Consider the following 23,100-nt stretch of genomic DNA (forward strand, 5'->3'; position numbering starts at 1 on the left):
ACCATCGGCGGCAGCAACTTCGGCTGCGATGCCAACTACACCGGCCCCGGCCCCACCGAATTTTCGTTGTTCGCCAAAGTGATCGGGCCCGCCGGCGTGAAGGGGCAGATCTCATCGCACACGCCGGAGAGCTTTGGCGAAGCTGGGGCATCACGGTGATCGAGCGCGACGGCTTCGAAAAACCCAACCAATTCGGTTACTTCCCGGACGGATACCACATACAAATCAAGGCGGCATATCCTCCCGACTATCCACCGACCATCGTCGCAACATCGCCGTGCTTCCCCGGCGACCTACGTCGAGATGGCCTACCGGTTCCCAAGGTGATCCAGCAAGGCTCGCCGGGCAGCTAGTTGTTACCGGTCGCCGCCGGAAAACGGTCGGCGACCCTATTGCGCCCGCTATTTCACGCGGGCCAAAGGTGTCAGCGATGGCCGGTCCTGCGGTGCTGTCGGTAGGTGCGGGCATACTGCTGAGCATGTCCGACGTTGAGCCATCAGCCCTAGCCGCGGTGTTGGCCGGTGAGGATTCGTCGGTTCGGCGGGCAGTGCAGTTAGTCGGCCAAATTTTGACGGGGTCGGTAACCACGCAAGTCACCCTCGCGGGGTTTCTGCATGCGATGTTGGGCCGATCGGGGTCGGATCTGGTATGTGAGTCACGGCGGCTGTCCTCGATCGGACACGTCGCGGCCGGGTTGGCGCTGGCCGCGTTGATCGACCGCTTCGATCCCCCGATCGGGCCCAGCGACGACGATGAGCCACCGACCTGGGCGCACATCGAGATTGGCGACAAACACCTTGCGCCGCCTGCGCGGCTGTCGGCGTTCTTCACCGCCGGCCAGCTCGCCCCCGCGCCCGTCGTGGTCCGGCTAAGTTCATCGACGCTGTATTCCGATACGCCACGGCTGCAGGTCTACACCACCCCTGCTGATCGCGGTCATGCCGTCGCCGTGATCGAGGCGATCATGACCGACGCCGATGGCGCCAAAAACCTCTACCGTGGCCGAGCGTTGACCGCATCCGAGAACAACGGCCTGGTTCTTGAGGTCACGGACATCCCAACCCTTAGCCGCACGAACGTGGTTGTGCCCGAGTCGGTATGGGAAGAGATCGACCTCAATATCGCCGCGTTGACCACCCACCGGCAGTTGATGACCCAGTTGGGGCTGGGAGTACGCCGCGGAATCCTGCTCGCCGGGCCGCCGGGCGTCGGCAAGACCGCGATCTCGCAAACCATCGCCGCCGAACTCGTCGGGCCGTTCACCGTGATCAATGTCGACGCCCGCGCCGGCAAATCAGTGCTGTCCGCCGTGTACAAAGAGGCCCGTGCACTAGGGCCCACCGTGATCGTGCTCGAGGACATCGACCTCATCGTCGGCAATCGCCGCCACCACGGCGAGGTTCGTCCTCTCTCGGAGTTCTTGGCTGTCATGGACACAGACCCCTCAGCGCCGATCTTGACGCTGGCTTCCACAAACGACGTCGCGGCGTTGGACGCGGCGGCGATCCGGACCGCACGATTCGACTCGATCATCGAGATCGGTTATCCCACAAGCGAGGCGGCCGCACAGATCCTGACCACCTACCTGCGGGGCATTCCCGGAGCCGAATCCATTGATGCCAGCCAAGTCGCCGCCCACTTCAACGCCGAAACCAACGGCGCCGACATCCGCGAAATCGTTCGGCGTACCGTCCTAGCCACCGGGACGGTCAGCGACACCGCGCTCCTGGCCACCATCCGGTCCGGCCGCTTCAAACCCGAACTACCCCAGGGCAACTACCTGTGACCAACAGCGCAGTCCTAGGCTCAACCAGTCACTGATCGGCGCCGCGGACTCGCAGAAGCGCACGGATCAGCGCAGCTAGGGCTGGAAGACTTGGTCGATTGGGAAACGATGGCTGAACTCCTGCGCGGTCATGTTCTTGTCAACCGACGCGACGCGCCGTAAATCGTAAATCGGATTGGCGTCGCAGATTGGCGGCCAAGGCGATCCGAATAACGTGATCGCAAGCGCTTTCGTTCGAGCAACGGATGTGATGTAGCACTACTAGTAGTACGATCGAGAGTGCCCTGGGTGTGGCTGTTCCGAAGAGTCGGCGTTCGGGTTGGAACCGACCGCGCAGGACGACCAAAGTAATCGACGCACCCGCCTGCCCTCCCAGGGCCTGACGAACGTACCGGCGCCTTTCGAGGAGAACCGGACGTTACATCGGCCCTGCGCCAAACAGACCGCTGGTTGCGTCAAAACACCTGCTTAGCGCTTGTTTCGGCGCCGCGCACGCGCAACCAATAGCTCGTTTACCGGAACTTGCAGGGCCTCGGCGATGTCGAAAAGGCGCTCATAGAGCAATCCGCGGCGGCCGTGCTCAACATCGATGAGGACATTGCGTGTAACGCCCGACCGCAATGCAAGCGCCTCTTGAGTCATCCCTTGCTGGATCCGTAACTCGCGGATGTTGTGGCCCACGACGGATCGCCAGCGTTCCCACTGGGCGACCCGCTCCGGACTGTTTTGGCTCGGGCGCGTGGGCACGCTCTCAAGTAATCGGCGTCAGCGCTCAACTGTCTGCCCTACTAGTAGTGCATTCCGCCGCCAGCCTTTGCGTCTTTTAGCCCCGACCGACATCAATCGGGTCTATCCGTACTTTTTCCATCCGACTTCAAACTCATGGCCACCCGAGGGTGAGGCGCTCAGCTCATGGCTGGAGGCACGGGCTACTCGTTGCATTACCGCATCGGGCCAACTCGGTTGCCGGCGTTGAGCGTTGATGCCCTTGACCGGCTCACGGAGTCGATCTGCTACCTCGACGAAACTGGTAGCTGGAATCGGCGTTGGGGGCATCCGAACATTTGCGCAACCAATGGGTGCCGATCCCACTGCGATTGATGCGATGACGCTTGATCAATTTCAGGAGGAGGGAGACGCCGGTCGGTCATGGCACGTATGCAGCCAAAGTGCCGCCAGGCCGGGATGTATTCGTGCGCATCACGATACTGCCCGACCGAGGTGCTGGCCGCTGGAAATCATGCTGGCGCCGAAATTGGGCATTCGCCTGCCCAGTGCATGTAAGAGCCTCACTGAGGCAGCGAGTACGTCAGTCCTGTCCCAGCGGCACAACCACCTCTTCGGCGTAGGCACTGTCAGCGGTTGCTGAACCCCGCTCACTCTTCTTGATGTTCGGTGGTCCATTCCGTTCGCCAGTCGCCAGCACCGGCTCGCGGATATGACCGTTGATGGACTCGCGCACGAGGCGGACGATGCTAATGCCCATCCGCGCCGCCGCTTCTTCCAAGATCTTCTTTTCAGCCGGTGCAAGGCGAACGACAACCGTCTCAGTCAGACGTCGGCGCTCGGAGCCGCTACGTCGCCCCCGTTTGGAACCACTCATAACGCGCCTTCCTGAAGCGATCCGTACAAGCACGGGAGCAACCCTTTCCGGAGCCGAATGTACTACTAGTAGGGCGCGCTTCGATTGGCGGCCTTCTCCGGCAGCGTTTCCAGAACCGGAAACGACGCATCGCCCACGGTCGGCAAGGCGCTCGGACCCCGCTGCGCCGGCCGACGACTCCCCCAGTGGGTCAGCATGCCGGGCGATATTCAAGCCTTCGTTCGGTCCGGGGCTGGAGCCGCTAGGTGTTCCGCTGCCCGCTCCGCACTCTGCGCCGCTCCGCGAGCCAATCACGACCACAGTCCCGCCAGCCGTCGCCATCTCGCGCCAACATGCCGCCATCATTGTTCGGGACCACCGCCAGGGTGGCGCGTTAGCTCGGAAAAGCCGCCACTGCGCGCCGCTCCCCTGCCACTCGTACATCGTGACACCCGACCTCGCGTTTCACCGGCCAAGAAACCGGGCGGGTGCGAGTTGAGGCTTCCACGTGTCGCGGACCGCGTGTTGGCACACGCGGTACCCGCGTTCGGGCCCGAGGCCCTCGGTAGTCTGCCGCTGATGGAGCAAGCGTTAGCGCGAGCCTTAGTTGCGATGGACCCTGTGCCGCTGTCAGTGGTGCACGGAATCGTCAGCGACGACTGGCTCGCTGCGGACCAGCCTCATTTCGACGTGTGCTTCCCGCAATTGACGTTCTCGGTGTAGACCTCGTCGACGGCCGAAACGAAGGGCGAGAAGGCCGTTCGTCTCCGCGTGCCCTGTGTCGTGTCCGTGCCAGAGCCGCTCCGCCGCCTCGAGCGTGGTGGGATAACCCGACGCGCGGTTTTTCGAGGTCGCACGACGGAGGACCATCGGTTCGCGGAAGCGCCGCGCGCCGGTAAGAACCATCACCGCGCCTTCGCGCAGCCATCCGCGCCCCAATTATTTCGGTTCACATTCAACCGCTCCTGGCGGTCAACCGGCTAAACGCTCTTTGCCCTGCAAATGACCCGTGCGCTCGGGCGCACTTACTTGGAATTTAGCGCTGCTAATTTTCACTATGCGCCGAACATCACACCTCTTGCACTAAGGTCTCGTATTGATAACATTTCGTCCAGACGTTTTCGAGGAGCAGCGTGGTAAGGGGCGTTGACGCAGTGGTCTTGGAGGCAAGAACGGTTTCGGAACGGGTGTGCCCGCGCTGCGGTACGTCTTTCGAAGTACCCGATAAGGGGCCAGGTCGACGGCCTTTGTGGTGCTCCGCGCGTTGCCGGCGGCGAGCATCCGCGGAGCGCATCGCAGCCCTTGATTCCGGCGCGGCGGTGCGTGTCGTCGAGGTGCCTCGCGCGCACCGCCCCGACCCTGATGCGCGCCTACCGCTGCCCTCCATGGAGACCTTGGCGCGCCTGTTTCTTAGCTCGGACTACCAATGCAAAACCCTCCTGCAATCCCTTGTGCACCGGCACGCGTCGGGCGACATCGGCGACGAGTTGCGGTCCGCGATGGAGCAGTTCGCGGCCTCGGTAGATCTCCACCGGGTCCTGTCGGAGGATCCGTCGTACCGGCAGGCCCGCGACGAGATCGAGACGCTCCGCAAGCGTCTCCGCCTTGACGTCGACGCTGCCGATCAGCGCGACCAGGAACTGGCCCGCCTGCGCCGTGAGTCTGAGGAGTTGCGGCGATTGCGAATCCGCGTGGCGGAATTGGAGTCTGTCGTGGCGAGCGCCGCTTACCCACTGCACCAAGCTGGCCAGCACGACGTCATGCTCAGCCGCCAGCAGCGCCGCGCAGTAGAACGCGCGGCCCGCAAAGGTCGCTACTAAGCCGGCGGCCACACACCGAGCCGGAGTGGAGCGGCGGCGCACGACGGCCGACCGAACCGGTGAGCGCGGGAACATGCGCCAATTCTCGTTACGGCCGACCGTCGCGTAACGCCACCGCCGGCTCTAGCCTTTAGAAACGAGGTACCGCACGACACTGGCGCCCGAAAGCTCGCGCCGGCCGATGCGGGAAGGGAACGCAGCACGATGGCCTTGCTAGACGGGCACTGGTACAGCTCAGCCGAACTTGCCGAGCTGCTCCACGTCGACGCATCCACCATTCGACGCTGGCGTACGTCGCATCCGCCCAAAGGCCCGGCCTTCGTACGCGTTTCGGACCGGGTGTACATGTATAACTCCAACGATGTCGAGGCCTGGTTGTCTAGTCGGCATGTTGACCCCGGCGAGGTCGCGTGATGGCCGAAGAACTGACACTTCCACTTGGCGTTTCGTTATCAGTTGACATCGAGGAGCGCCCCAGCCGGGCTGCTCCCTTCCGCGCTCGGGTCCGGTGGATCGATCCGGCCACCAAGGGCCGGACCTCGAAATCCGCGTCCTTTGCAACGCGTGAAGCGGCAATCGACTGGGCCGCCCGGATGGAACGCGCCGCGGCGCACGGGGTCGACCCGAAGACGGCCACGACGACGCTGGCGGAATACGGCACCACGAACATGGCATTGGCGCTGCGGGGGCTTGAGTCCAAGACCACCGATCCCTACCTGGCCGGCTGGCGCAAACGCGTTGTCCCGACGCTTGGGCACCTGCCCATTGCCATGGTCACCAACGGTGCAGTGGATCGAGCTGTGCACGCGTGGATCGCGGACGAATGCAGTCGATCAACTGTCAAGAACAGCCTCGCCGTGCTCGTCCGCATCATGGAACAAGCGCTGCGAGACGGCATCATTGACCGCAATCCGGCTCGAGTCTCCGGTTGGCAACGCCAATACAAGCTCGCCGAGGACGAACTCGACGATCCACGGGCACTTGCGCTCCCGAACTGGACTGCCCTCACCACCCTCGCCGATGCACTCGTCGCCCGGTCGGCGGGCCGTTATCGGGGTTGGGGTGACGCAGTCATCTTCGAGGCGTGCACGGCCGCCCGCATCGGCGAAGTGGCCGGATGCCTGGTGCGCGACATCAACACCCACGAGTGGATATGGACGGTACGCCGTCAGACCACCCCATCGCCGGGTGGCTTGGTGGACAAGAACACTAAGGGCAAACGTGCGCGCGAAGTCCCGTTGATCCCGGCTGTCCGCGAACTCGTCCAGCGACGGATGGACGTCGTCGCAAGCAACCCCGATGCGCGGCTCTTCGTCGGCCCCAGGGGCGGAAGGATCACCACAGCCACGCTGCGCGACGCAACCTCTTGGGACGCCGTGGTCACCCAGCTCGGCTACGAAAAGCTCACGCGCCATGGCTTACGGCATACGGGACTGACGTGGATGGCCGATGCAGGTGTCCCGGTACACATCCTCCGCAAGATCGCCGGTCACGGAGCGCTGACAACGACCCAGCGCTATCTGCACCCCGACCGGCAATCCGTCATCAAGGCGGGCGACCTGCTTGAGCGGCACTTGTGGTCCCCAAATGGTCCCCAACTCCGCGTCATCTCATCCTGACCTAATCGCGTCACCGCAGGCCAGGGCATATTCTGTCTAGTCGGGCTGACAGGATTTGAACCTGCGACCACTTGACCCCCAGTCAAGTGCGCTACCAAACTGCGCCACAGCCCGCGCGCCGGTGCGTGCACCGGCAGCAGGTCGAAAGCCTACCGTAACCGGGCGGCCGCCCCGCCAAGCGACCTCCGATCCACGACGCGCTTCCCGAACGTGCTAGCGCCGCCGCTAGCGGATTCGCGATTCACCATGTGGTCCCGGGAGAGGCCAGACCCGGAACCCTCCCGAGAACCTCAGCGCCGCCGGGCCCCCCGCTTTTCGCGCACCCGCACGTTGATCCGGATCGGCGACCCCTCGAACCCGAAGGTTTCGCGCAGCCGGCGCTCCAGAAAACGCCGGTACCCGGACTCCAGAAACCCGGTGGTGAACAGCACGAACGTCGGCGGCCGGGCGGTGGCCTGGGTGGCGAACAGGATGCGCGGCTGCTTGCCGCCACGCACCGGGGGCGGCGTGGCCGCCACCACCTCTTTGAGCCACGAATTGAGCGGGCCGGTCGGAATCCGCGCATCCCACGACGCCAGCGCGGTCTCCATCGCGGGGACCAGCTTCTGCAACGCCCGGCCGGTCTTGGCGGAGATGTTGACCCGCGGCGCCCACCGCAGCTGCACCAATTCACGGTCGATCTCGCGCTCCAGCAGCTCGCGGCGGTCCTCGTCGACCAGGTCCCACTTGTTGAAGGCCAGCACCAGGGCGCGGCCGGCCTCGATGACCATCGACAACACCCGCTGGTCCTGCTCGGTCAGCGGGTCCGACCCGTCGATCAGCACGATCACCACCTCGGCCGCGTCGATGGCCGAGTGCGTGCGCACCGAGGCGTAGAACTCGTGCCCGCTGGCCTGGCCGACCTTGCGCCGCAGGCCCGCGGTGTCGACGAACCGCCACACCTTGTCGCCCAGCTCGATCAGCGAGTCCACCGGATCCACGGTCGTTCCGGCGACGTCGTGCACGACCGAGCGCTGATCGCCGGCCAGCTTGTTCAGCAGCGAGCTCTTGCCCACGTTGGGCTTGCCCACCAACGCCACGCGCCGCGGACCGCCGGACGTGGGCGCCACCTCGGACACCGCGGGCAGCGCCGCCAGCACCGCGTCGAGCAAATCCGCGACTCCGCGGCCGTGTATGGCGCTGATCGCGTGCGGCTCACCGAGCCCCAGCGACCACAGCATCGCGGCGTCGGCCTCGACCTTGTCGCTGTCAACCTTGTTGGCCGCCAGGAAGACCGGCTTGCCCGACCGCAGCAGGATCCGGGCGGCGGCCTCGTCGGCCGTGGTGGCGCCGACGACGGCGTCGACGACCAGGATCACCGCATCGGCGGTGCGCATCGCGACCGAGGCCTGGTCGGCCACCAGCTGCTGCAGACCCTTGGCGTCGGGCTCCCATCCCCCGGTGTCCTGCACCACGAACCGGCGCCCGGTCCACAGCGCGTCGTAGGACACCCGGTCGCGGGTGACGCCCGGGATGTCCTGCACCACCGCTTCGCGCCGCCCCAGGATCCGGTTGACCAGTGTCGACTTGCCGACGTTGGGCCGGCCGACCACCGCCACCACGGGCGCCGGACCGGCCTCCTCCTGGTCTTCCAGGTCGAAATCGACTGAATCCCAGTCGCTTTCGTCGCTCCATGTGCCGTCTTGACTCACCACACCGCTCCGCTTCGCTGCTTGACCAGGTCCCGCAGGTGCGAGATCACCTGGGCCTCGGTCATGTCGCTGGTGTCGACGACCAGTGCGTCCGTGGCGGCCCGCAGCGGTGACACCGCCCGCGTGGAATCCACGTGGTCGCGGCGGCGGACGTCGGCGAGCACGGCCTCGTAGTCGTCGGCCAGTCCGGCCGCGACGTTCTGATCGTTGCGCCGCCGCGCCCGGGTCTCGGCCGACGCGGTCAGGAAGATCTTGACGGGCGCGGCGGGCAGGACGACGGTGCCGATGTCGCGGCCCTCGACCACGACATCGCCTGGGCCGGCGGCCATCTCGCGCTGCAGCTCGACGAGCCGGGCGCGCACCGCGGGAACCGCCGACACGGCCGAGACGGCCCCGGTGACGACATCCCCGCGAATCTCGGTGGAAACGTCCTCTCCGGCAAGCAAACACCGATCCCCGTCCACCAATAGCTGCGCCGTCGACCCGATCCGCCCGACCGCGTCCGCGTCGGCCGGGTCGACACCGGCGCGAAGCACCGCCAGCGTCACCATCCGGTACATCGCCCCGGTGTCGAGGTAGCGGGCGCCGAGCGCCCGAGCCAATCCCCTTGCCACTGAGGACTTCCCGGTGCCCGCCGGTCCGTCGATGGCCACCACCACGTCATTCACAGGCCCACCGCCTTGTACAGCTGGCCGATCTCGTGATGGGCCAGCGCCCGGAAGGTGCCCGGCCGCTGCTTTCCCAGCGAGACCGGACCGATGTCGGTGCGCACCAACGACTCCACCGGGAATCCCGCGGCCGCCAGCAGCCGGCGCACGATGCGGTTGCGCCCCTCGTGCAGCGTCACCCGCACCAGCGTCTTGCCGGGAATGGCGTCCACCACGGCGAACTCGTCGACCGTGGCCACCCCGTCGTCCAGCTCGATGCCGGCGCGCAGCTTCTTGCCCAGCCCCCGCGGCACCGACCCGGTGACCGTGGCCAGATACGTCTTGGGCACCTCGTGGGACGGATGCATCAGCCGGTGCGCGAGCTCGCCGTCGTTGGTCAGCAGGATCAGCCCTTCGGTGTCGGCGTCCAACCGCCCGACGTGAAACAGGTTCTTGTTGCCGCGGACCTTGCGTTCGACCAGGTCGCCGATGCACGGGCGGCCGCGGTCGTCGGACATGGTCGAGTGCACGCCGCGCGGCTTGTTCAGCGCGAGATACACCTGCGAGTCGTCGAGCACCACCCGGGCGCCGTCGACGCGGATCACCGAGGAGTCCGGGTCGACGCGGGTGCCCAGTTCGGTCACCACCTGCCCGTCGACCTCGACGCGGCCGTCGATGATCAACTTCTCCGCGGCCCGCCGCGACGCGATTCCGGCCTGCGACAACACTTTCTGCAGCCGGATCCCCTCAGCCTCGTGCATCAATCCTGGTCCACGTCAAAGGTGAGCGCCTGATCGGGCGACTGGCCGCCCGACAGTTTGATGAAACGTGGCTCGCTGTCCAGGGATTCGCTGAGGTCCTCGATCGTGTCGACGTCGGGCAGCAGCGGGGCGATGTCCGGAAGGTCGGCCAGCGACGTCAACCCGAGGCGCTCCAAGAACAGGTCGGTGGTGGCGAACGTCACCGCGCCGGTGTCCTCGTCGGCCCCGGCCTCGGTGATCAGGCCGCGCGCCAGCAGCGTGCGCATCACGGCGTCGACGTTGACGCCGCGCACCGCGCTCACCCGCGCACGGGTCACGGGCTGGCGGTAGGCGACCACGGCCAGCGTCTCCAGCGCGGCACGGGTGAGCTTGGACCGCGCGCCGTCCAGCAGCAGCTTCTCGACATAGGGCGCGAAGCGGGCGCGGGTGTACATCCGCCAGCCCTCGCTGTTTTGGCGCAGGTCGATGCCGCTGTCGCGCACGGTGAGTTGCTCGGCCATCTCCTGCAGCTTGGTGGCGATCCGGTACACCGGCTGCTGGGTGGCCGACGCCAGCGCCTCCGCCGTGACCGGGGTGTCCACCACCAGCAGCAGCGCCTCGAGCACCGAGCCGAGTTCCTCGGAGTCCATCGGCGCGACCTCGGCGATGTCCGGGATGCCCGCGTCGAGACCCGTGTCGATATCGACGTCCGACCCGTTTTCACTCAACTTATTCGTCCCGCACTTCTACCGAGGCTTCACCGACCGGACGTTCCCCGGTCCACGAGATTTGGAGCACGCCAAGCGGCTCTGACTGGTCGAATGCTACCGTCCGCGACCGATACAGTTCGAGCAGCGCCAGGAAGCGCCCGACCACCTCCATCGACGCCTCACAATCGGCGACCAGCTCCGAGAACGTCGCCCACGCGCCGCTGCCCCGCGCTTCCAGGATGGCCAGCAGCTTCCTGGCCTGCTCGGGAACCGAGACCTGCACCTGGTGCAGGTGCCCGACGGACACCGTCGGGACGGGCCGCGGGCTGAACGCGATCGCGGCGATCTGGGCGAAGCGTTCGGCGTCGACGCCGATCATCACCTCGGGCAGCAGGTCGGTGAACCGGTCCTCTAGCGACACCGAGCGCGGATAACTGCGCAGCGCCGTGGCCTCGAGCTCGGCGAACATCTCGGCGACGTGCTTGAACGCCCGGTACTGCAGCAGCCGGGCGAACAGCAGGTCGCGCACCTCCAGCAGCGCGAGGTCTTCGTCGTCGTCGACCTGCCCGGCCGGCAGCAACCGGGCCGCCTTGAGGTCCAGCAGGGTCGCGGCGACCACCAGGAACGCGGTCGTCTCCTCCAGCTCGAGCTGCGGGCCGATTTCGCGGGTGTAGGCGATGAAGTCGTCGGTGACCTGGTGCAGCGCCACCTCGGTCACGTCGAGGCGATGGGCGAAGATCAGCTGCAGCAGCAGGTCGAACGGGCCCTCGAAATTGGTCAGGCGGACCTGAAAGCCGTTCTGCTGTGGCGCCTCACCGGTTGCGGTCGCGTTCACGCGCCGAATCGGTCGATGAATTCGCGGGCCAGCGCGCGATAGGCGATCGCGCCGGTGGAGCGCGGGGCCCACGTGGTGATGGGTTCGCCGGCGACGCTGGTCTCCGGGAATCGGACGGTCCGGGTGATGACGGTGTCGAACACCAGGTCGCCGAAGCGCTCCACCACGCGGGCCATCACCTCGCGCGAGTTGACCGTCCGGGGGTCGTACCGGGTGAGCAGGATCCCGCTGATTTCGAGCTTCGGGTTGAGCCGGTCGCGCACCTTGTCGACGGTGTCGGTCAGCAGCGCCAGCCCGCGCAGCGAGAAGTACTCGCACTCGGTGGGGATCACCACGCCGTCCGCGCAGGCCAGGCCGTTGACGGTGAGCAGGCCCAGCGACGGCTGGCAGTCGATCAGCACGTAGTCGTAGCGGTCGAGCACCGGGTGCAGCGCGCGGCCCAAGGTCTGCTCGCGGCCGACCTCGTTGACCAGCTGGATCTCGGCGGCCGACAGGTCGATGTTGCTGGGCACCAGGTCCATGTGCTTGACCCGGGTTTGCAGCAGGACGTCGTCGATGGACACCCGCGGCTCGACGAGGACGTTGTGGATGGTCTTGTCCAGCTCGTAGTGCGGGACGCCCAGGCCCGCGGACAGCGCGCCCTGCGGATCCATGTCCACCAGCAGCACCCGGCGGCCGTATTCGGCGAGCGCGGCGCCCAGGTTGATGGTGGACGTGGTCTTCCCGACGCCACCCTTCTGGTTGCACATGGCGACGACTTTGGCCGGGCCGTGCGAGGTGCGCGGCTGTGGCTCCGGGATCGCCCGCGGCGGCCGCCCGGTCAGACCGAGCTCGACGCCGTTGTCCGGCTGCTCGGTCATGGCGGGGGTGTTCGGGAAGTGAACATCGTCGGAAAGTCTAACGGGTTCGACGCGCGAAACCCGGCGACCCGCAGGCAATTAACCAGCCAATATGGGCAAAAATCGGTGGTGGAACGCACATCCCGACAGCCTATTCACTTCAGTCACATCAGCACCAATTCTCGGGGCGTCGACGCGGCCCCGGCCGGGCACCGCGACCGGCCTAGGGTGGCGGCTATGAACCTGAAGCGACGGATACCTCTGCTGCGGTGGTCGGTCTGGCGCATGGCGGCCGGGAATCGCAACATCACCATCACCGGCCAGATCGGTGACGGGCGCGAGGCGGCCGCCGTCGAGTACGTCCTGCGTAACGCCCGGGCCGGTGACATCGACGACGTGCTGGCCACCATCGACAAGTTCGCCTACGACAAATCGCTGCTGATCAACGTCGGCGACGAAAAGGGCCAGCTGCTCGACGCCGCGGTGCGCCGCGCCGATCCGGCGCTCGCGCTCGAACTTGGCACCTACGTCGGCTACGGGGCCTTGCGCATCGCGCGGGCCGCCCCCAAGGCCAAGGTGTTCTCGGTCGAACTCGCCGAGGCCAACGCGGCGAACGCCCGCCAGATCTGGGCGCACGCCGGGGTCGCCGACCGGGTGACGTGCGTGGTCGGCACCATCGGCGACGGCGGGCGCACCCTCGATGCGCTGGCCAACGAGCATGGGTTCGCCCCCGGCGCACTGGATTTCGTCTTCCTCGACCACGACAAGGATGCCTACCTGGACGACCTGACCAGCATCCTGGATCGCGGTTGGTTGCATCCGGGTTCGATCGTGGTCGCCGACAATGTGCGGGTGCCCGGCGCGCCGAAGTACCGCGAATACATGCGCCAGCAGCAGGGCCAGCGGTTCAACACCGTCGAGCACAAGGCGCACCTGGAATACCAGTCGCTGGTTTCTGATGTGGTGCTCGAGTCCGACTACCTGGGCTGAGCGACCCTGTGCGACAACGCTATTGGGCCCGGGGATGGGCTTCGGCCCACACCTCGCGCAGGGCGTGCACCGTGACCATGGTGTAGATCTGCGTCGTCGTCACCGACGCGTGGCCCAGCAGCTCCTGCACGACGCGCACGTCCGCGCCGCCCTCCAACAGGTGGGTGGCGAAGGAATGCCGCAGCATGTGCGGTGACACCCCCGAGGTGATCCCGGCCCGCTCGGCCGCGTCCTGCAGGACCTGCCACGCGCTCTGCCGCGACAGCCGCCCGCCGCGCACGTTGAGGAAGATGCCCGGCGTCCCGCGCCCACGACGCGCCAGCTCCGAACGGCCCCGCACCAGATAGGCGTCCAGCGCCGCCACGGCCGGCCGCCCGATCGGCACCAGCCGTTGCTTGCCGCCCTTGCCGCGCAGCAACACCGAGCGGGCGTGGGTGTCGACGTCGTCGACGTCGAGGCCGACGGCCTCGGAGATCCGTGCGCCGGTGGAGTACAGCAGTTCCAGCAGCGCCCGGTTGCGCAGTGTCAGCGGGCCGTCGGCGGGGCTCTCGCCGCCCGCGGCCTCCAGCAGCGCCAGCACCTGGTCGAGGCTCAGGCTTTTGGGCAGCCGGCGACCCGGGGTGGGCGGGCGGACCGCGCGCGCCACGTCGAGTTCGGCCAATCCCTCGGCGGCGGCGAACCGATGCAGGCCGCGCACCGCGATCAGCGCCCGCGCCGCCGACACCGCGGACAGCGCGGCGGCGCCGGTGTCGGGGTCGCCGCGGCGCAGCGCCACCAGGAATTCGCTCACGTCGTTCTCGCCCACCTTGGCCAGGTCGTGAATTCCGCGGTCCGACAGGTGTTTTGTGTAGCGGCGAAGGTCGCGGCTGTACGAGCTCAACGTGTTGGCGGCGACGCCGCGCTCGATCGTGAGGTGGTCAAGGTAGCCCTGCAATTGGCTGTCCAGCGCCACCGTCGTCATTGCGCGGCCTTGCGCGCGGCGAACGCCGTCGGCTTGTCCTGCCAGGGGCTGTCCACCGGACGCGGCCGCGCAGACCCTTCGGTGACCGCGTGCGCGGCCAGAATCCCGGCCACCGCAATGGCATTGACGATCTCACCGGCGAGCACCTTGTGGACGGCCTCGGCCAGCGAATACCACTCCACTGTCATGTCGGCTTCCTCGTGATGCGCCTCGGGCCGGTCGACCCGAGTCAGGCCGGTGGCCAGATAGACGCGCACCGACTCATCGCTGAAGCCCGGTGTGGAGTCGAGGTCGACGAGGACGTTCCAGGCCTCGGCCTTGAGCCCCGCCTCTTCCATCAGCTCGCGAGCGGCGGTGAGGTGGGCCGCCTCGCCATGGACATCGAGCAGCCCGGCGGGCAATTCCCACAGCCGCCGCCCGAAGGCGTGCCGGTATTGGTAGACCATCGGAATGTTGCCGTTCTCGTCCATCGCGACCACGGCGACCGCCCCGAAATGCTCGACGATTTCCCGGGTCACGACCTCGCCGCCGGGCATCCGCACCCGGTCGCTGCGCAGCGCGAAAATCTTTCCGGTGTACAGCGTTTCGGACGACGCCGTTTCGAAGTTGTGTTCAGCCACGGGTCGCGGGCTCAGGTATCGGCCGCGCAGCGCTGTCCCGGTGCTGGGTGCCGTTCGACGACTGCTCCGGGATTTCCACGGGGAGCAGCTCGCCCGCCTTGTAGTCGATGGCCGCACCGACGAAGGCGACGAACAGCGGGTGCGGCCGGGTGGGCCGGCTCTTCAGCTCCGGGTGCGCCTGGGTGCCGACGATGAACGGGTGCACGTCCGGCGGGTATTCGACGAACTCCACCAGGTGGCCGTCCGGCGAGGTGCCGGAGAACTTCAGGCCGCTCTCGGCGATCTTGTCGCGGTAGGCGTTGTTGACCTCGTAGCGGTGCCGGTGCCGCTCGGACACCTCGGTGGCGCCATACGCTTGGGCCACAATGGAATCCGGTTCCAGCACGGCCGGATAGGCGCCTAGTCGCATGGTGCCGCCCAGGTCGGCCTCGCCGGCGACGATGTCGACCTGGTCGGCCATCGTGGAGATGACGGGATCGGGTGTCTCGGGGTCGAATTCGGCCGAGCTCGCCTCGGTCAGGCCGGCGGACCGGGCGGCCTCGATCACGATGCATTGCAGGCCGAGGCACAGGCCCAGCACCGGCAGCCCCCGGGTGCGCGCGTAACGGATGGCGCCGATCTTGCCCTCGATGCCACGGATGCCGAACCCGCCGGGAATCAGCACGCCGTGCACGTCACCCAGCGCCGCCGCGGCGGCGGCTCCGCTCTCGCAGTCATCGGAGGGCACCCACAGCAGCTCCACCTTGGCGTGGTGGGAGAACCCGCCGGCGCGCAGCGCCTCGGTGACCGACAGGTAGGCGTCGGACAGGTCAACGTACTTGCCCACCAACGCGATTCGCACCGTCTCGTGCGGCTCGTGCACTCGGCGCAACAGGTCGTCCCATTCGGTCCAGTCGACGTCGCGGAACGGCAGGCTGAGCCGGCGCACCACGTAGGCGTCGAGCTCCTCGCGGTGCAGCACCTTGGGGATGTCGTAGATCGACGGCGCGTCCGGGGTGGAGATGACGCCGTCGATGTCGACGTCACACATCAGCGCGATCTTGTTCTTCAGCGCCTCGGGGACGGGACGGTCGCAGCGCAGGATCAGCGCGTCGGGGGTGATACCGATGCTGCGCAGCGCGGCCACCGAGTGCTGGGTGGGCTTGGTCTTGAGTTCGCCCGACGGGGCCAGGTAGGGCACCAGCGAGACGTGCAGGAAGAAGACGTTCTCCCGGCCGACGTCGTGACGAACCTGCCGCGCGGCCTCCAGGAAGGGCTGCGACTCGATGTCGCCCACGGTGCCGCCGATCTCGGTGATCACCACGTCGGGGCGGTTGCCGTCGGCGTCGGGCTGGGCCATCGACATGATGCGCCCTTTGATCTCGTCGGTGATGTGCGGAATCACCTGGACGGTGTCGCCGAGGTATTCGCCGCGGCGCTCCTTGGCGATGACCGTCGAATACACCTGGCCGGTAGTGACATTCGCCGAACCGGACAGATCGCGGTCCAGGAACCGCTCGTAATGCCCGACGTCGAGGTCGGTTTCGGCGCCGTCCTCGGTGACGAAGACCTCGCCGTGCTGGAACGGGTTCATGGTGCCCGGGTCGACGTTGAGGTACGGATCGAGCTTTTGCATCGTCACGTACAACCCGCGGGCCGTCAGGAGCTGGCCAAGGCTGCTGGCGGTCAAGCCCTTACCCAACGAGGATGCGACGCCCCCGCTGACGAAGAGGTGCTTGGTGGCGGATTGCGGGTGCTTTCGCACAGGCGACCTCCGTGAAGACGGGCAGGGCGTCAAAATTGTTCTAGCGAATAACTAGATGGGCCTGCCGACCCACGGAAATCCACCCTAACATCCACCGCGCTGTGCCGCGGCTAACACGCCCGCTACTGAGGCACCGTGATCGAGGTCGCCCCGTGACCGGTGCCGTACTGCCCGGGGTGACCGCCGCCCAGCAGGTCGTGCAGGCCCAGCACCGCGGTGATGCGACCGGGCGCGGCGTCGACGTTGTCGACGGTGCTGACGGCCGAGTTCATCCCGGCGTCGGCGCGGGTCACGGCGACGGCGGCGCCGCCGGTCGCCGAGCCGTCGCGCCCGGCCAACAGGGTGCCCGAGCCGTGCGGGGCCAACGCGGCTGAGAACCGCGCCACGCTGACGCCCTTGTTGCCGGCGTCCTGGGGCAGCGGCCCGCCGGTGACGACCAGCGCGGCATTGGCCGCGCCCATGTGGTCGGTCGCCTGATAGGTGATGAAGCCGGTGTCGCGCAGCGCGGCCAGCACGGTGTTGCGCGCAACGTCGTCCACGGCCGGCACCGCCGGGTTGGCGTTGGCCAGCAGGGCGATGCCCATCAGGTCGCCCGCCTGCGATCCCTGGTCGACGAGCTTGGTGCTCAGCTGCTGCCCGGCCGGCAGCACCGACGAGTTCACCACCGTCTGCAGTTTCTCCGCCGAGTTGGCCTCGACGAACTCGCTCGTCAGCGACACCGTCCCGGTCACCGTCCCGCCGGCCTGAGCGATGAACTTCGACACCGCGGCCACATCGTCGTCCTGGGCGTCCGGGGTGCGGAACACCACCACCGACTTGCCGCCCAACGCGTCATGCACCATCCGCCCGGCCAGTTGGGTGTCGAAATTGTTTGCCGCGCTGAGCTTTTCGTTCAGCACGTTCTTCTGGTCGTTCAGCCCGCTGATCTGCGTGGTCAGGTCCCGCTTCTCGTCACGCAGGCTGGACAGCAGGGTGTCCGACAGGAAGCCGGATCCCAGCACCACGCCCACGGCCAGCGCGAGGAAGACCGCGGCCAGCGACAGGGCGTGTTGACGCAAGGAGATCATTAGGTGACCCACTTCTGCACCATCGCGCAGAAGTGGTTCCAGTAGTCGGTGACCCAGTGCAGCACCACGCCGTCGGTGCGCGACACCCACAGGGCGACGATGACGGCGATCAGCATGGTCAGCGCCAGCAGCGCGATCGCGCCCGCCGAGATGTGGTTGCGGTACAGCGTGGCCACGGCCTTGGCGTCCACCACCTTCTCCCCCACCCGCAGCCGGGTCAGGAAGGTCGACGGGTTGCTGTGCGCGCGGGTGCGGTCGAAGAACGTCTCGATGTTGGCGGTGTGGCCCGCCGTCACCAGCAGCGCGGCGCCGTGGTGATCGGCCAGCAGCAGCGCCAGGTCGATCGCGGAGCCCGCGGCCGGGAAGGTCATCGCCCCGACGCCGAGATCCTGGATGCGTTCCAGGCCGGGCGCGTGCCCGTCGGCGTCGGCGGGCAGCACCACCTGGGCGCCGCACTTCAGCGCGTCGGTGCTGATCTGGTCGGGGTCGCCGACGATCACCTGGGGGCGGTAGCCCGCCTTGCGCAGGACGTCGGCGCCGCTGCCGACACCGATCAGCGCCGGCTGATACTCCTTGATGAACGGCTTGAGCGACTTCAGGTCCTCTTCGGCGCTGGGTTCGTCGGCGACGATCACCACGTGCCGGCGGCGCAGGTCGACGTCGACATCAGGGATGCCGATGCCGTCGATCAGCAGCGGGCTCTCGCTCTTGATGAACTCGATGGTGTTGCCCGCGAACGCCTCCAGGTGCGCGGACAGCCCGCTCTTGGCCTCGCGCATCAGGTCGGCGATGTCGTGATCGGTGCGCTCGGTGCCACGGACCAGCCTGCGGTCACCGGCGTACACCCCGCCCTCGTGCAGGCGGATCTTGGCGCCGTCCTTGACCTTCTTGAAGATGTCGGGGCCGGCCTCGTCGATCAGCGTCACCCCGTTGTTGACCAGCACCTCGGGTCCCATGTTCGGGTAGCGGCCCGAGACCGACGGGGAGGCGTTGACGACCGCGGCGATATCGGCTTCCACCAGCGCGTCCGCCGTGATGCGGTCCAAGTCCAGGACGTCGAGCACGACGATGTCGCCGGGGCACACCCTACGCAGCAGTCGGTCGATGTTCCGGTCAACGCGGGCGGTGCCGACGAGGCCCGGCCGGGCGGGGTTACGGGAGAGCAGGCCTGACATCTTCATGGGGGCGATTCTGTCCGCGAAGGCTCGGAGAGGACGGGAGGCGCGCCGTAACACCAGCCTCATAAGTTATCTAGAGTCCCACGAGTCACATCTGTATTACGTGTTCCGGACGGTTAGATCTCATCCTTCTGCGCCGCCTCGAGCAGTTCGCGGGCGTGCGCGCGGCCGCTGTCGGATTCGCCCAGCCCGGCCAGCATGCGCGCCAGCTCGGCCACCCGCTCGTCGTCGGCGACCCGCCGCACCACGCTGGTCCCCTTCGGCCCGGCGCCATGGACCACCAAGTGCACGTCGGCGTACGCCGCGACCTGCGGTAGGTGCGTGACGACGATGACCTGGTGGGTGCGCGCCAACCGCGCCAGCCGCCGCCCGATCTGCACCGCCGCCCGCCCGCCCACGCCGGCGTCGACCTCGTCGAACACCATGGTGGTGCCGGCCGCGGAGGCGGCCAGCACGACTTCCAGGGCCAGCATCACCCGGGACAGCTCGCCACCGGAGGCGCTCTTGGCCAGCGGCAGCTGGTCCATTCCGCGATGCGCGGCGAAGCCGAACTCGACCCGGTCGACGCCGTCGGCGCCGGCCCGGACCAGCTCGCCCGACGGCAGCCTGAGCGTGGCCGCGTCGTCGGCGGACGACGCGGCGTCCGGCACCGCGTCGACGGCGACGTCGATGCTGAATTGCGCGTCGGCCATCGCCAGCCCGGCCAGTTCGGCGGTGACCTCCTTGGCCAGCCGCTTGGCGGCCTTGCGCCGGACGGCGCTGAGATCGACCGCCGCCCCGGCCAATCCGCGGGCGAGCTCGTCGACGCGTGCCGCGAGCGCGGCCAGCCCCTCCTCCGAGACGTCGAGTTGGGCCAGCCGCTGCCGCGCCTCGCCGGCCCAGGCGAGCACCCCGTCGATGTCCGCGGCATACTTGCGCGTCAACGTGCGCAATTCGGCCTGCCGGGCCAGTTTGGATTCCAGCGCGCTGGCATCGACCGGCAGCTCGTCGAGGAAGCCACCCAGCTCGCCGGCGGCGTCGACGACGACGGTCAGCACCTCACCGATCTGACCGGCCAGCGCCACCAGCTTGGCGTCGCCCGTGGATTCCAGTGCGGCCCTTGCCCTTCCGAGGCTGTCGGTGGCGCTGAAGCCCGACCCGTCAGCCTCGTCCGAGGACAGGGCCGCGCGGGCGACGGCCGCGGCTTCGCGCAGGGTGTCCAGTTCGGAGAGCCGCAGGATCTCGGCGACCAGGGCGTCGTCCTCGCCGGGTTGCGGGTCCACGGCGTCGATCTCGCCCAGCGCGAAGTTCAGCCGGTCGGCCTCCAGCGCGAGCTCGCGCATCCGGTTGCGGCGGTCGAGGAGGTCGCGGCGCGCGGAGAGCCAGGCGTCGCGCAGCTTGCAGTAGCGCTCCAGCGCGGGGCCGGCCTTCGCGAACCGGTCCAGCGCTCCGCATTGCTCCTCGGGCCGCATCAGGCGCAGCTGGTCGTTCTGCCCGTGCAGGGTCAGCAGCCCGGCGGTGAAGTCGCCCAGCGACTTCGCCGGCACACTGCGGCCGCCCAGATAGGCCCGCGACGGCCCGTCGCGGCTGACCGAGCGCAGCGCGATCACGCTGCCGTCCTCGTCGCGTTCGGCGCCCGAGGCGTCCAGCATCTCGTCCAGCCGCACCACCACGGCTTCGTCGAGATCGGTTGTGGTGAAACGACCTTCGACGACGGCACGATCGGCGCCGGAGCGCACCCTGGTCGCGTCCGCGCGGGCCCCGCCGAGCAGGTGCAGCCCGGTCACCACCATGGTCTTGCCAGTACCGGTCTCGCCGGTCAGGACGGTCAAGCCGCGGTCGAACTCACCGACCGCGGCGCTGATGGCACCGAGTGACTCGATGCGGATTTCGGTCAGCATTCAGTCAGCACCTGTGTCGGGGCGGTCAGTTCCCGCGCCACCCGGTCACCGGCAACCGGAATTTGCGCACCAACCGGTCGGTGAAGGGGGCGCTGTCCAGCCGGGCCCATTTCACCGGTGTGTCGCAACGCTTTACCTCCAGCCGGCTGCCCGCGGGGATCAACATTTCACGCCGGCCGTCGCAGAACACCAGGGCGTCATGCCCGTCGGCCTCGATCTCGATCGCGATGGTGGCGTCCGGGCTGGTGACCATGGGCCGGCCGAACAGCGCGTGAGCGTTGTTGGGTACCACCAGGATTGCCTCGAGGTCCGGCCACAGCACCGGCCCGCCGGCGGAGAACGCATAGGCGGTGGACCCGGTGGGCGTCGACACCAGCACACCGTCGCAGCCGAATGCCGAGACCGGGCGCCCGTCGATCTCGAGGACCACCCCCAGCACGCCCAGCCGCGGACCCTTCTCCAGGCTGACCTCGTTGAGCGCCCAACCGTGCACGGAGACGTCGCCGGCGTGGCGCACGATCACGTCGAGCGTTAAGCGGTTCTCCACTCGATAGTCTTGTGCGACAACGTGATCCAGCACCCGGTCGATGGCTTCGGCCTCGGCCTCGGCCAGAAAGCCGATGCGGCCCAGGTTGATGCCCAGCACCGGAATGTTGGCGTTGCGCGCCAGCTCGGCGGCCCGCAGGAACGTGCCGTCGCCGCCCAGCGCCAACACCAGTTCACAGCCCTCGGCGGCCTGGGGGTCGGCGTTGACCACCTCGATTTCGATCCCCAGCGCGCGCATGTCGTCGGGGGCCAGGTGCAGCGGCCCCTTGTCGACGGCCTCGGCGGACAACACCCGAAGCCCGATCCCGTTGTCGCCCAACACTTTTTGCACGCGCCGGGCGGTCTCGGTGGCCTCGTCGCGGCCGGTGTGGACCACCATCAAGACGGTGCGCGGCGCGTCTTCGTTCACTGTGGCCCGCTTTCCACCGCGCGCTGCACCGCCGCCACCAGCTCCTCGCCGGCGAGCGGGCGATGGGTCTGGGCGCGCAGCCGCAGAAAATACTCGACGTTGCCCGACGGCCCCGGCAGCGGGCTGGCGGTGACATCGACGGTGTGCCAACCCAGCTCGCCCGCGCGGCGGGCGACCGTCAGCACGGCGTCGGCGCGCAGTAGGGGGTCGTGCACCACACCCCCGGCACCGACCAGGCCCTTGCCCACTTCAAACTGCGGCTTCACCATGGGAACGATATCCGCGTTCGGTGCGGCACATCCAGCCAGCGCCGGCAATACCGTGGACAGCGAGATGAACGACAGGTCGGCGACCACCAGGTCCACCGGCCCGCCGATCGCCTCGGGCACCAGGTCGCGGACGTTGGTCCGCTCGACGACGACCACCCGCGCGTCGCTGCGCAGCGACCACGCCAGCTGGCCGTAGCCCACGTCGACGGCGACCACTTCGCCGGCCCCGCGATCGAGCAACACCTCGGTGAAGCCGCCCGTCGACGCGCCGGCGTCCAGGCAGCGCCGGCCGGCGACCGGGATCCCGAAGGCGTCCAGGGCCCCGATGAGTTTGTGCGCCCCGCGCGAGACCCAGCCGCGCTCGCCGTCCTCGGCGACGGTCAGGGCCGCGGTGACGGCGACGGCGGTGCCCGGCTTGCGCGCCGGCATCCCGTCGATGCTCACCTTGCCCGCCCCGATCAACTCCGCGGCCTGCTGACGTGACCGGGCCAGGCCGCGCCGGACCAGCTCGGCGTCAACGCGGGCGCGTCGAGACATCCGCGCACTCAGCCCTTCTCCGCCGACTCCAGCGCGGCCAGCAGCACGTCGTGCGCCTCGGACAGGCGGCGGGCGATCTCCTCGAGCTCGTCGAGCGACGGCACCTTCTCGGGGTCTTCTCCGTCGCCGGGCTGGGGCAACCGGGCGAGCAGGGCGTCGATTTCAGCGCGAATCTGATCGGGATCGATAGTCATCGCGTACCTACGCTAGTCACCCGTCAGTCGGCGCGCACCAAAGACCAGCGCTCCAGCGCGGCGCGGGCGTGGTCGTCGCCGGCCTCGATGCGCACGTCCCCGGAACCGGCGCCGGAGTCCGGGCGCGCGTACACCGCCCCGGCCACCGCACGGACGATCGCCAGGCCGTCGCCGTCGTCCGACCCGTCCCCGCGGACGGTGATCGCAGCGTCGGCGACGTCGACGCGCCAGCCCGGCTGCGGCCCGACCTTGAGCCGCTCGCCGTCGGTGTGCAGCGAGCGCAGGTCGTGGCCGATGTAGGTGGGGCGCTGGGCGGGCTTGGCGTACACCGCGTCCCGCGCGGAATTGACCCCGGTGAGCACCATCAGGCTGGGCAGCTCGGCGGCGTTGGCGCCCTCGATGTCGGTGTCGAGGCGGTCGCCGACCACCAGGGGGG

24 protein-coding genes and 1 tRNA gene are annotated in these 23,100 nt (G+C 68.1%); 6 read left to right on the forward strand and 19 right to left on the reverse strand.

Translation table 11 applies throughout. The annotated features are described in order from the left end of the window. The first annotated feature begins 155 nt into the window (after positions 1–155). Together DQP57_RS22600 and DQP57_RS22605 are read left to right on the forward strand one after the other, a co-directional pair. Positions 156–353, forward strand: coding sequence for a hypothetical protein (locus tag DQP57_RS22600; protein ID WP_008257522.1), 198 nt, complete (start codon positions 156–158; stop codon positions 351–353). A 77-nt stretch (positions 354–430) separates the two neighbouring features. After that, positions 431–1,786, forward strand: coding sequence for an AAA family ATPase (locus DQP57_RS22605; protein ID WP_014942264.1), 1,356 nt, complete (start codon positions 431–433; stop codon positions 1,784–1,786). A gap of 468 nt (positions 1,787–2,254) precedes the next feature. Here the strand turns inward: DQP57_RS22605 and DQP57_RS22610 are convergent, their stop codons facing one another. Further along, on the reverse strand, positions 2,255–2,533 hold the full coding sequence (locus DQP57_RS22610; RefSeq protein ID WP_036428947.1) for a helix-turn-helix domain-containing protein: 279 nt from the start codon (positions 2,531–2,533) through the stop codon (positions 2,255–2,257). 562 nt (positions 2,534–3,095) lie between these two features. Beyond that, the gene (locus tag DQP57_RS22615) at positions 3,096–3,389 is read right to left on the reverse strand and encodes a hypothetical protein (protein ID WP_129560197.1); all 294 of its coding nucleotides are present in this window, start codon (positions 3,387–3,389) and stop codon (positions 3,096–3,098) included. 1,364 nt (positions 3,390–4,753) lie between these two features. Between DQP57_RS22615 and DQP57_RS22630 the strand changes: the two genes are divergently transcribed. The 3 genes from DQP57_RS22630 (at position 4,754) to DQP57_RS22640 (ending at position 6,807) form a co-directional block, all read left to right on the forward strand. Next, complete coding sequence (locus DQP57_RS22630) at positions 4,754–5,188, forward strand: hypothetical protein (RefSeq protein ID WP_008257533.1); 435 nt, start codon at positions 4,754–4,756, stop codon at positions 5,186–5,188. Between the two features lie 204 nt (positions 5,189–5,392). Beyond that, the gene (locus tag DQP57_RS22635; RefSeq protein ID WP_008257535.1) at positions 5,393–5,602 is read left to right on the forward strand and encodes a helix-turn-helix transcriptional regulator; all 210 of its coding nucleotides are present in this window, start codon (positions 5,393–5,395) and stop codon (positions 5,600–5,602) included. Next, positions 5,602–6,807: a tyrosine-type recombinase/integrase gene (locus DQP57_RS22640; protein WP_033720053.1), complete on the forward strand. Its 1,206-nt coding sequence runs from the start codon at positions 5,602–5,604 to the stop codon at positions 6,805–6,807. The genes DQP57_RS22635 and DQP57_RS22640 overlap by 1 nt, the downstream gene beginning before the upstream one ends. A gap of 40 nt (positions 6,808–6,847) precedes the next feature. Here the strand turns inward: DQP57_RS22640 and DQP57_RS22645 are convergent. The 7 genes from DQP57_RS22645 to DQP57_RS22675 form a co-directional block, all read right to left on the reverse strand. After that, positions 6,848–6,921 (reverse strand) — tRNA-Pro (locus DQP57_RS22645). A 176-nt stretch (positions 6,922–7,097) separates the two neighbouring features. Next, positions 7,098–8,498 carry a ribosome biogenesis GTPase Der gene (gene der, locus DQP57_RS22650; RefSeq protein ID WP_112634887.1) on the reverse strand — a complete coding sequence of 467 codons (1,401 nt, stop codon included), beginning with the start codon at positions 8,496–8,498 and terminating at the stop codon, positions 7,098–7,100. After that, positions 8,495–9,166, reverse strand: a complete 672-nt coding sequence (cmk, locus tag DQP57_RS22655) for a (d)CMP kinase (RefSeq protein WP_112634874.1) — start codon at positions 9,164–9,166, stop codon at positions 8,495–8,497. The genes der and cmk overlap by 4 nt, the downstream gene beginning before the upstream one ends. Further along, positions 9,163–9,906 carry a pseudouridine synthase gene (locus DQP57_RS22660; RefSeq protein WP_112634875.1) on the reverse strand — a complete coding sequence of 248 codons (744 nt, stop codon included), beginning with the start codon at positions 9,904–9,906 and terminating at the stop codon, positions 9,163–9,165. Before DQP57_RS22660 ends, cmk begins: the two co-directional genes overlap by 4 nt. Next, positions 9,906–10,613: an SMC-Scp complex subunit ScpB gene (gene scpB, locus DQP57_RS22665; RefSeq protein ID WP_112634876.1), complete on the reverse strand. Its 708-nt coding sequence runs from the start codon at positions 10,611–10,613 to the stop codon at positions 9,906–9,908. Before scpB ends, DQP57_RS22660 begins: the two co-directional genes overlap by 1 nt. A 1-nt stretch (position 10,614) precedes the next feature. Then, positions 10,615–11,430 (reverse strand): segregation/condensation protein A, encoded by an 816-nt coding sequence (locus DQP57_RS22670; protein WP_112634877.1) that lies wholly within the window; start codon positions 11,428–11,430, stop codon positions 10,615–10,617. Next, positions 11,427–12,290 carry a ParA family protein gene (locus DQP57_RS22675; RefSeq protein ID WP_066872253.1) on the reverse strand — a complete coding sequence of 288 codons (864 nt, stop codon included), beginning with the start codon at positions 12,288–12,290 and terminating at the stop codon, positions 11,427–11,429. Before DQP57_RS22675 ends, DQP57_RS22670 begins: the two co-directional genes overlap by 4 nt. Before the next feature lie 216 nt (positions 12,291–12,506). On the opposite strand from DQP57_RS22675, the gene DQP57_RS22680 reads away from it, so the two are divergent. After that, positions 12,507–13,259, forward strand: a complete 753-nt coding sequence (locus DQP57_RS22680; protein ID WP_112634878.1) for an O-methyltransferase — start codon at positions 12,507–12,509, stop codon at positions 13,257–13,259. Between the two features lie 19 nt (positions 13,260–13,278). On the opposite strand, the gene xerD is transcribed toward DQP57_RS22680, so the two are convergent. The 10 genes from xerD to DQP57_RS22730 all read right to left on the reverse strand — a co-directional run. After that, complete coding sequence (xerD, locus tag DQP57_RS22685; RefSeq protein ID WP_112634879.1) at positions 13,279–14,220, reverse strand: site-specific tyrosine recombinase XerD; 942 nt, start codon at positions 14,218–14,220, stop codon at positions 13,279–13,281. Next, positions 14,217–14,840, reverse strand: coding sequence for an NUDIX domain-containing protein (locus tag DQP57_RS22690; RefSeq protein WP_112634880.1), 624 nt, complete (start codon positions 14,838–14,840; stop codon positions 14,217–14,219). Before DQP57_RS22690 ends, xerD begins: the two co-directional genes overlap by 4 nt. Next, the gene (locus DQP57_RS22695) at positions 14,833–16,584 is read right to left on the reverse strand and encodes a CTP synthase (protein ID WP_112634881.1); all 1,752 of its coding nucleotides are present in this window, start codon (positions 16,582–16,584) and stop codon (positions 14,833–14,835) included. Before DQP57_RS22695 ends, DQP57_RS22690 begins: the two co-directional genes overlap by 8 nt. Before the next feature lie 122 nt (positions 16,585–16,706). Then, positions 16,707–17,651, reverse strand: a complete 945-nt coding sequence (locus tag DQP57_RS22700; protein WP_112634882.1) for a copper transporter — start codon at positions 17,649–17,651, stop codon at positions 16,707–16,709. Then, positions 17,651–18,832, reverse strand: a complete 1,182-nt coding sequence (steA, locus tag DQP57_RS22705; RefSeq protein WP_112634883.1) for a putative cytokinetic ring protein SteA — start codon at positions 18,830–18,832, stop codon at positions 17,651–17,653. The genes DQP57_RS22700 and steA overlap by 1 nt, the downstream gene beginning before the upstream one ends. 113 nt (positions 18,833–18,945) lie before the next feature. Beyond that, a complete protein-coding gene (gene recN, locus DQP57_RS22710; protein ID WP_112634884.1) occupies positions 18,946–20,709 on the reverse strand; it encodes a DNA repair protein RecN in 1,764 nt (587 codons plus the stop codon). A gap of 25 nt (positions 20,710–20,734) precedes the next feature. Beyond that, a complete protein-coding gene (locus DQP57_RS22715) occupies positions 20,735–21,664 on the reverse strand; it encodes an NAD kinase (RefSeq protein WP_112634885.1) in 930 nt (309 codons plus the stop codon). Beyond that, positions 21,661–22,470 (reverse strand): TlyA family RNA methyltransferase, encoded by an 810-nt coding sequence (locus DQP57_RS22720; protein ID WP_112634886.1) that lies wholly within the window; start codon positions 22,468–22,470, stop codon positions 21,661–21,663. The genes DQP57_RS22715 and DQP57_RS22720 overlap by 4 nt, the downstream gene beginning before the upstream one ends. Before the next feature lie 8 nt (positions 22,471–22,478). Next, positions 22,479–22,664, reverse strand: coding sequence for a hypothetical protein (locus DQP57_RS22725; RefSeq protein ID WP_066989244.1), 186 nt, complete (start codon positions 22,662–22,664; stop codon positions 22,479–22,481). 23 nt (positions 22,665–22,687) lie between these two features. Next, the coding region (locus DQP57_RS22730; protein WP_165821879.1) for an HAD hydrolase-like protein at positions 22,688–23,100 on the reverse strand (413 nt) is incomplete at its 5' end.

Source organism: Mycobacterium colombiense, assembly GCF_003284935.1.
Lineage (GTDB): Bacteria > Actinomycetota > Actinomycetes > Mycobacteriales > Mycobacteriaceae > Mycobacterium > Mycobacterium arosiense_A.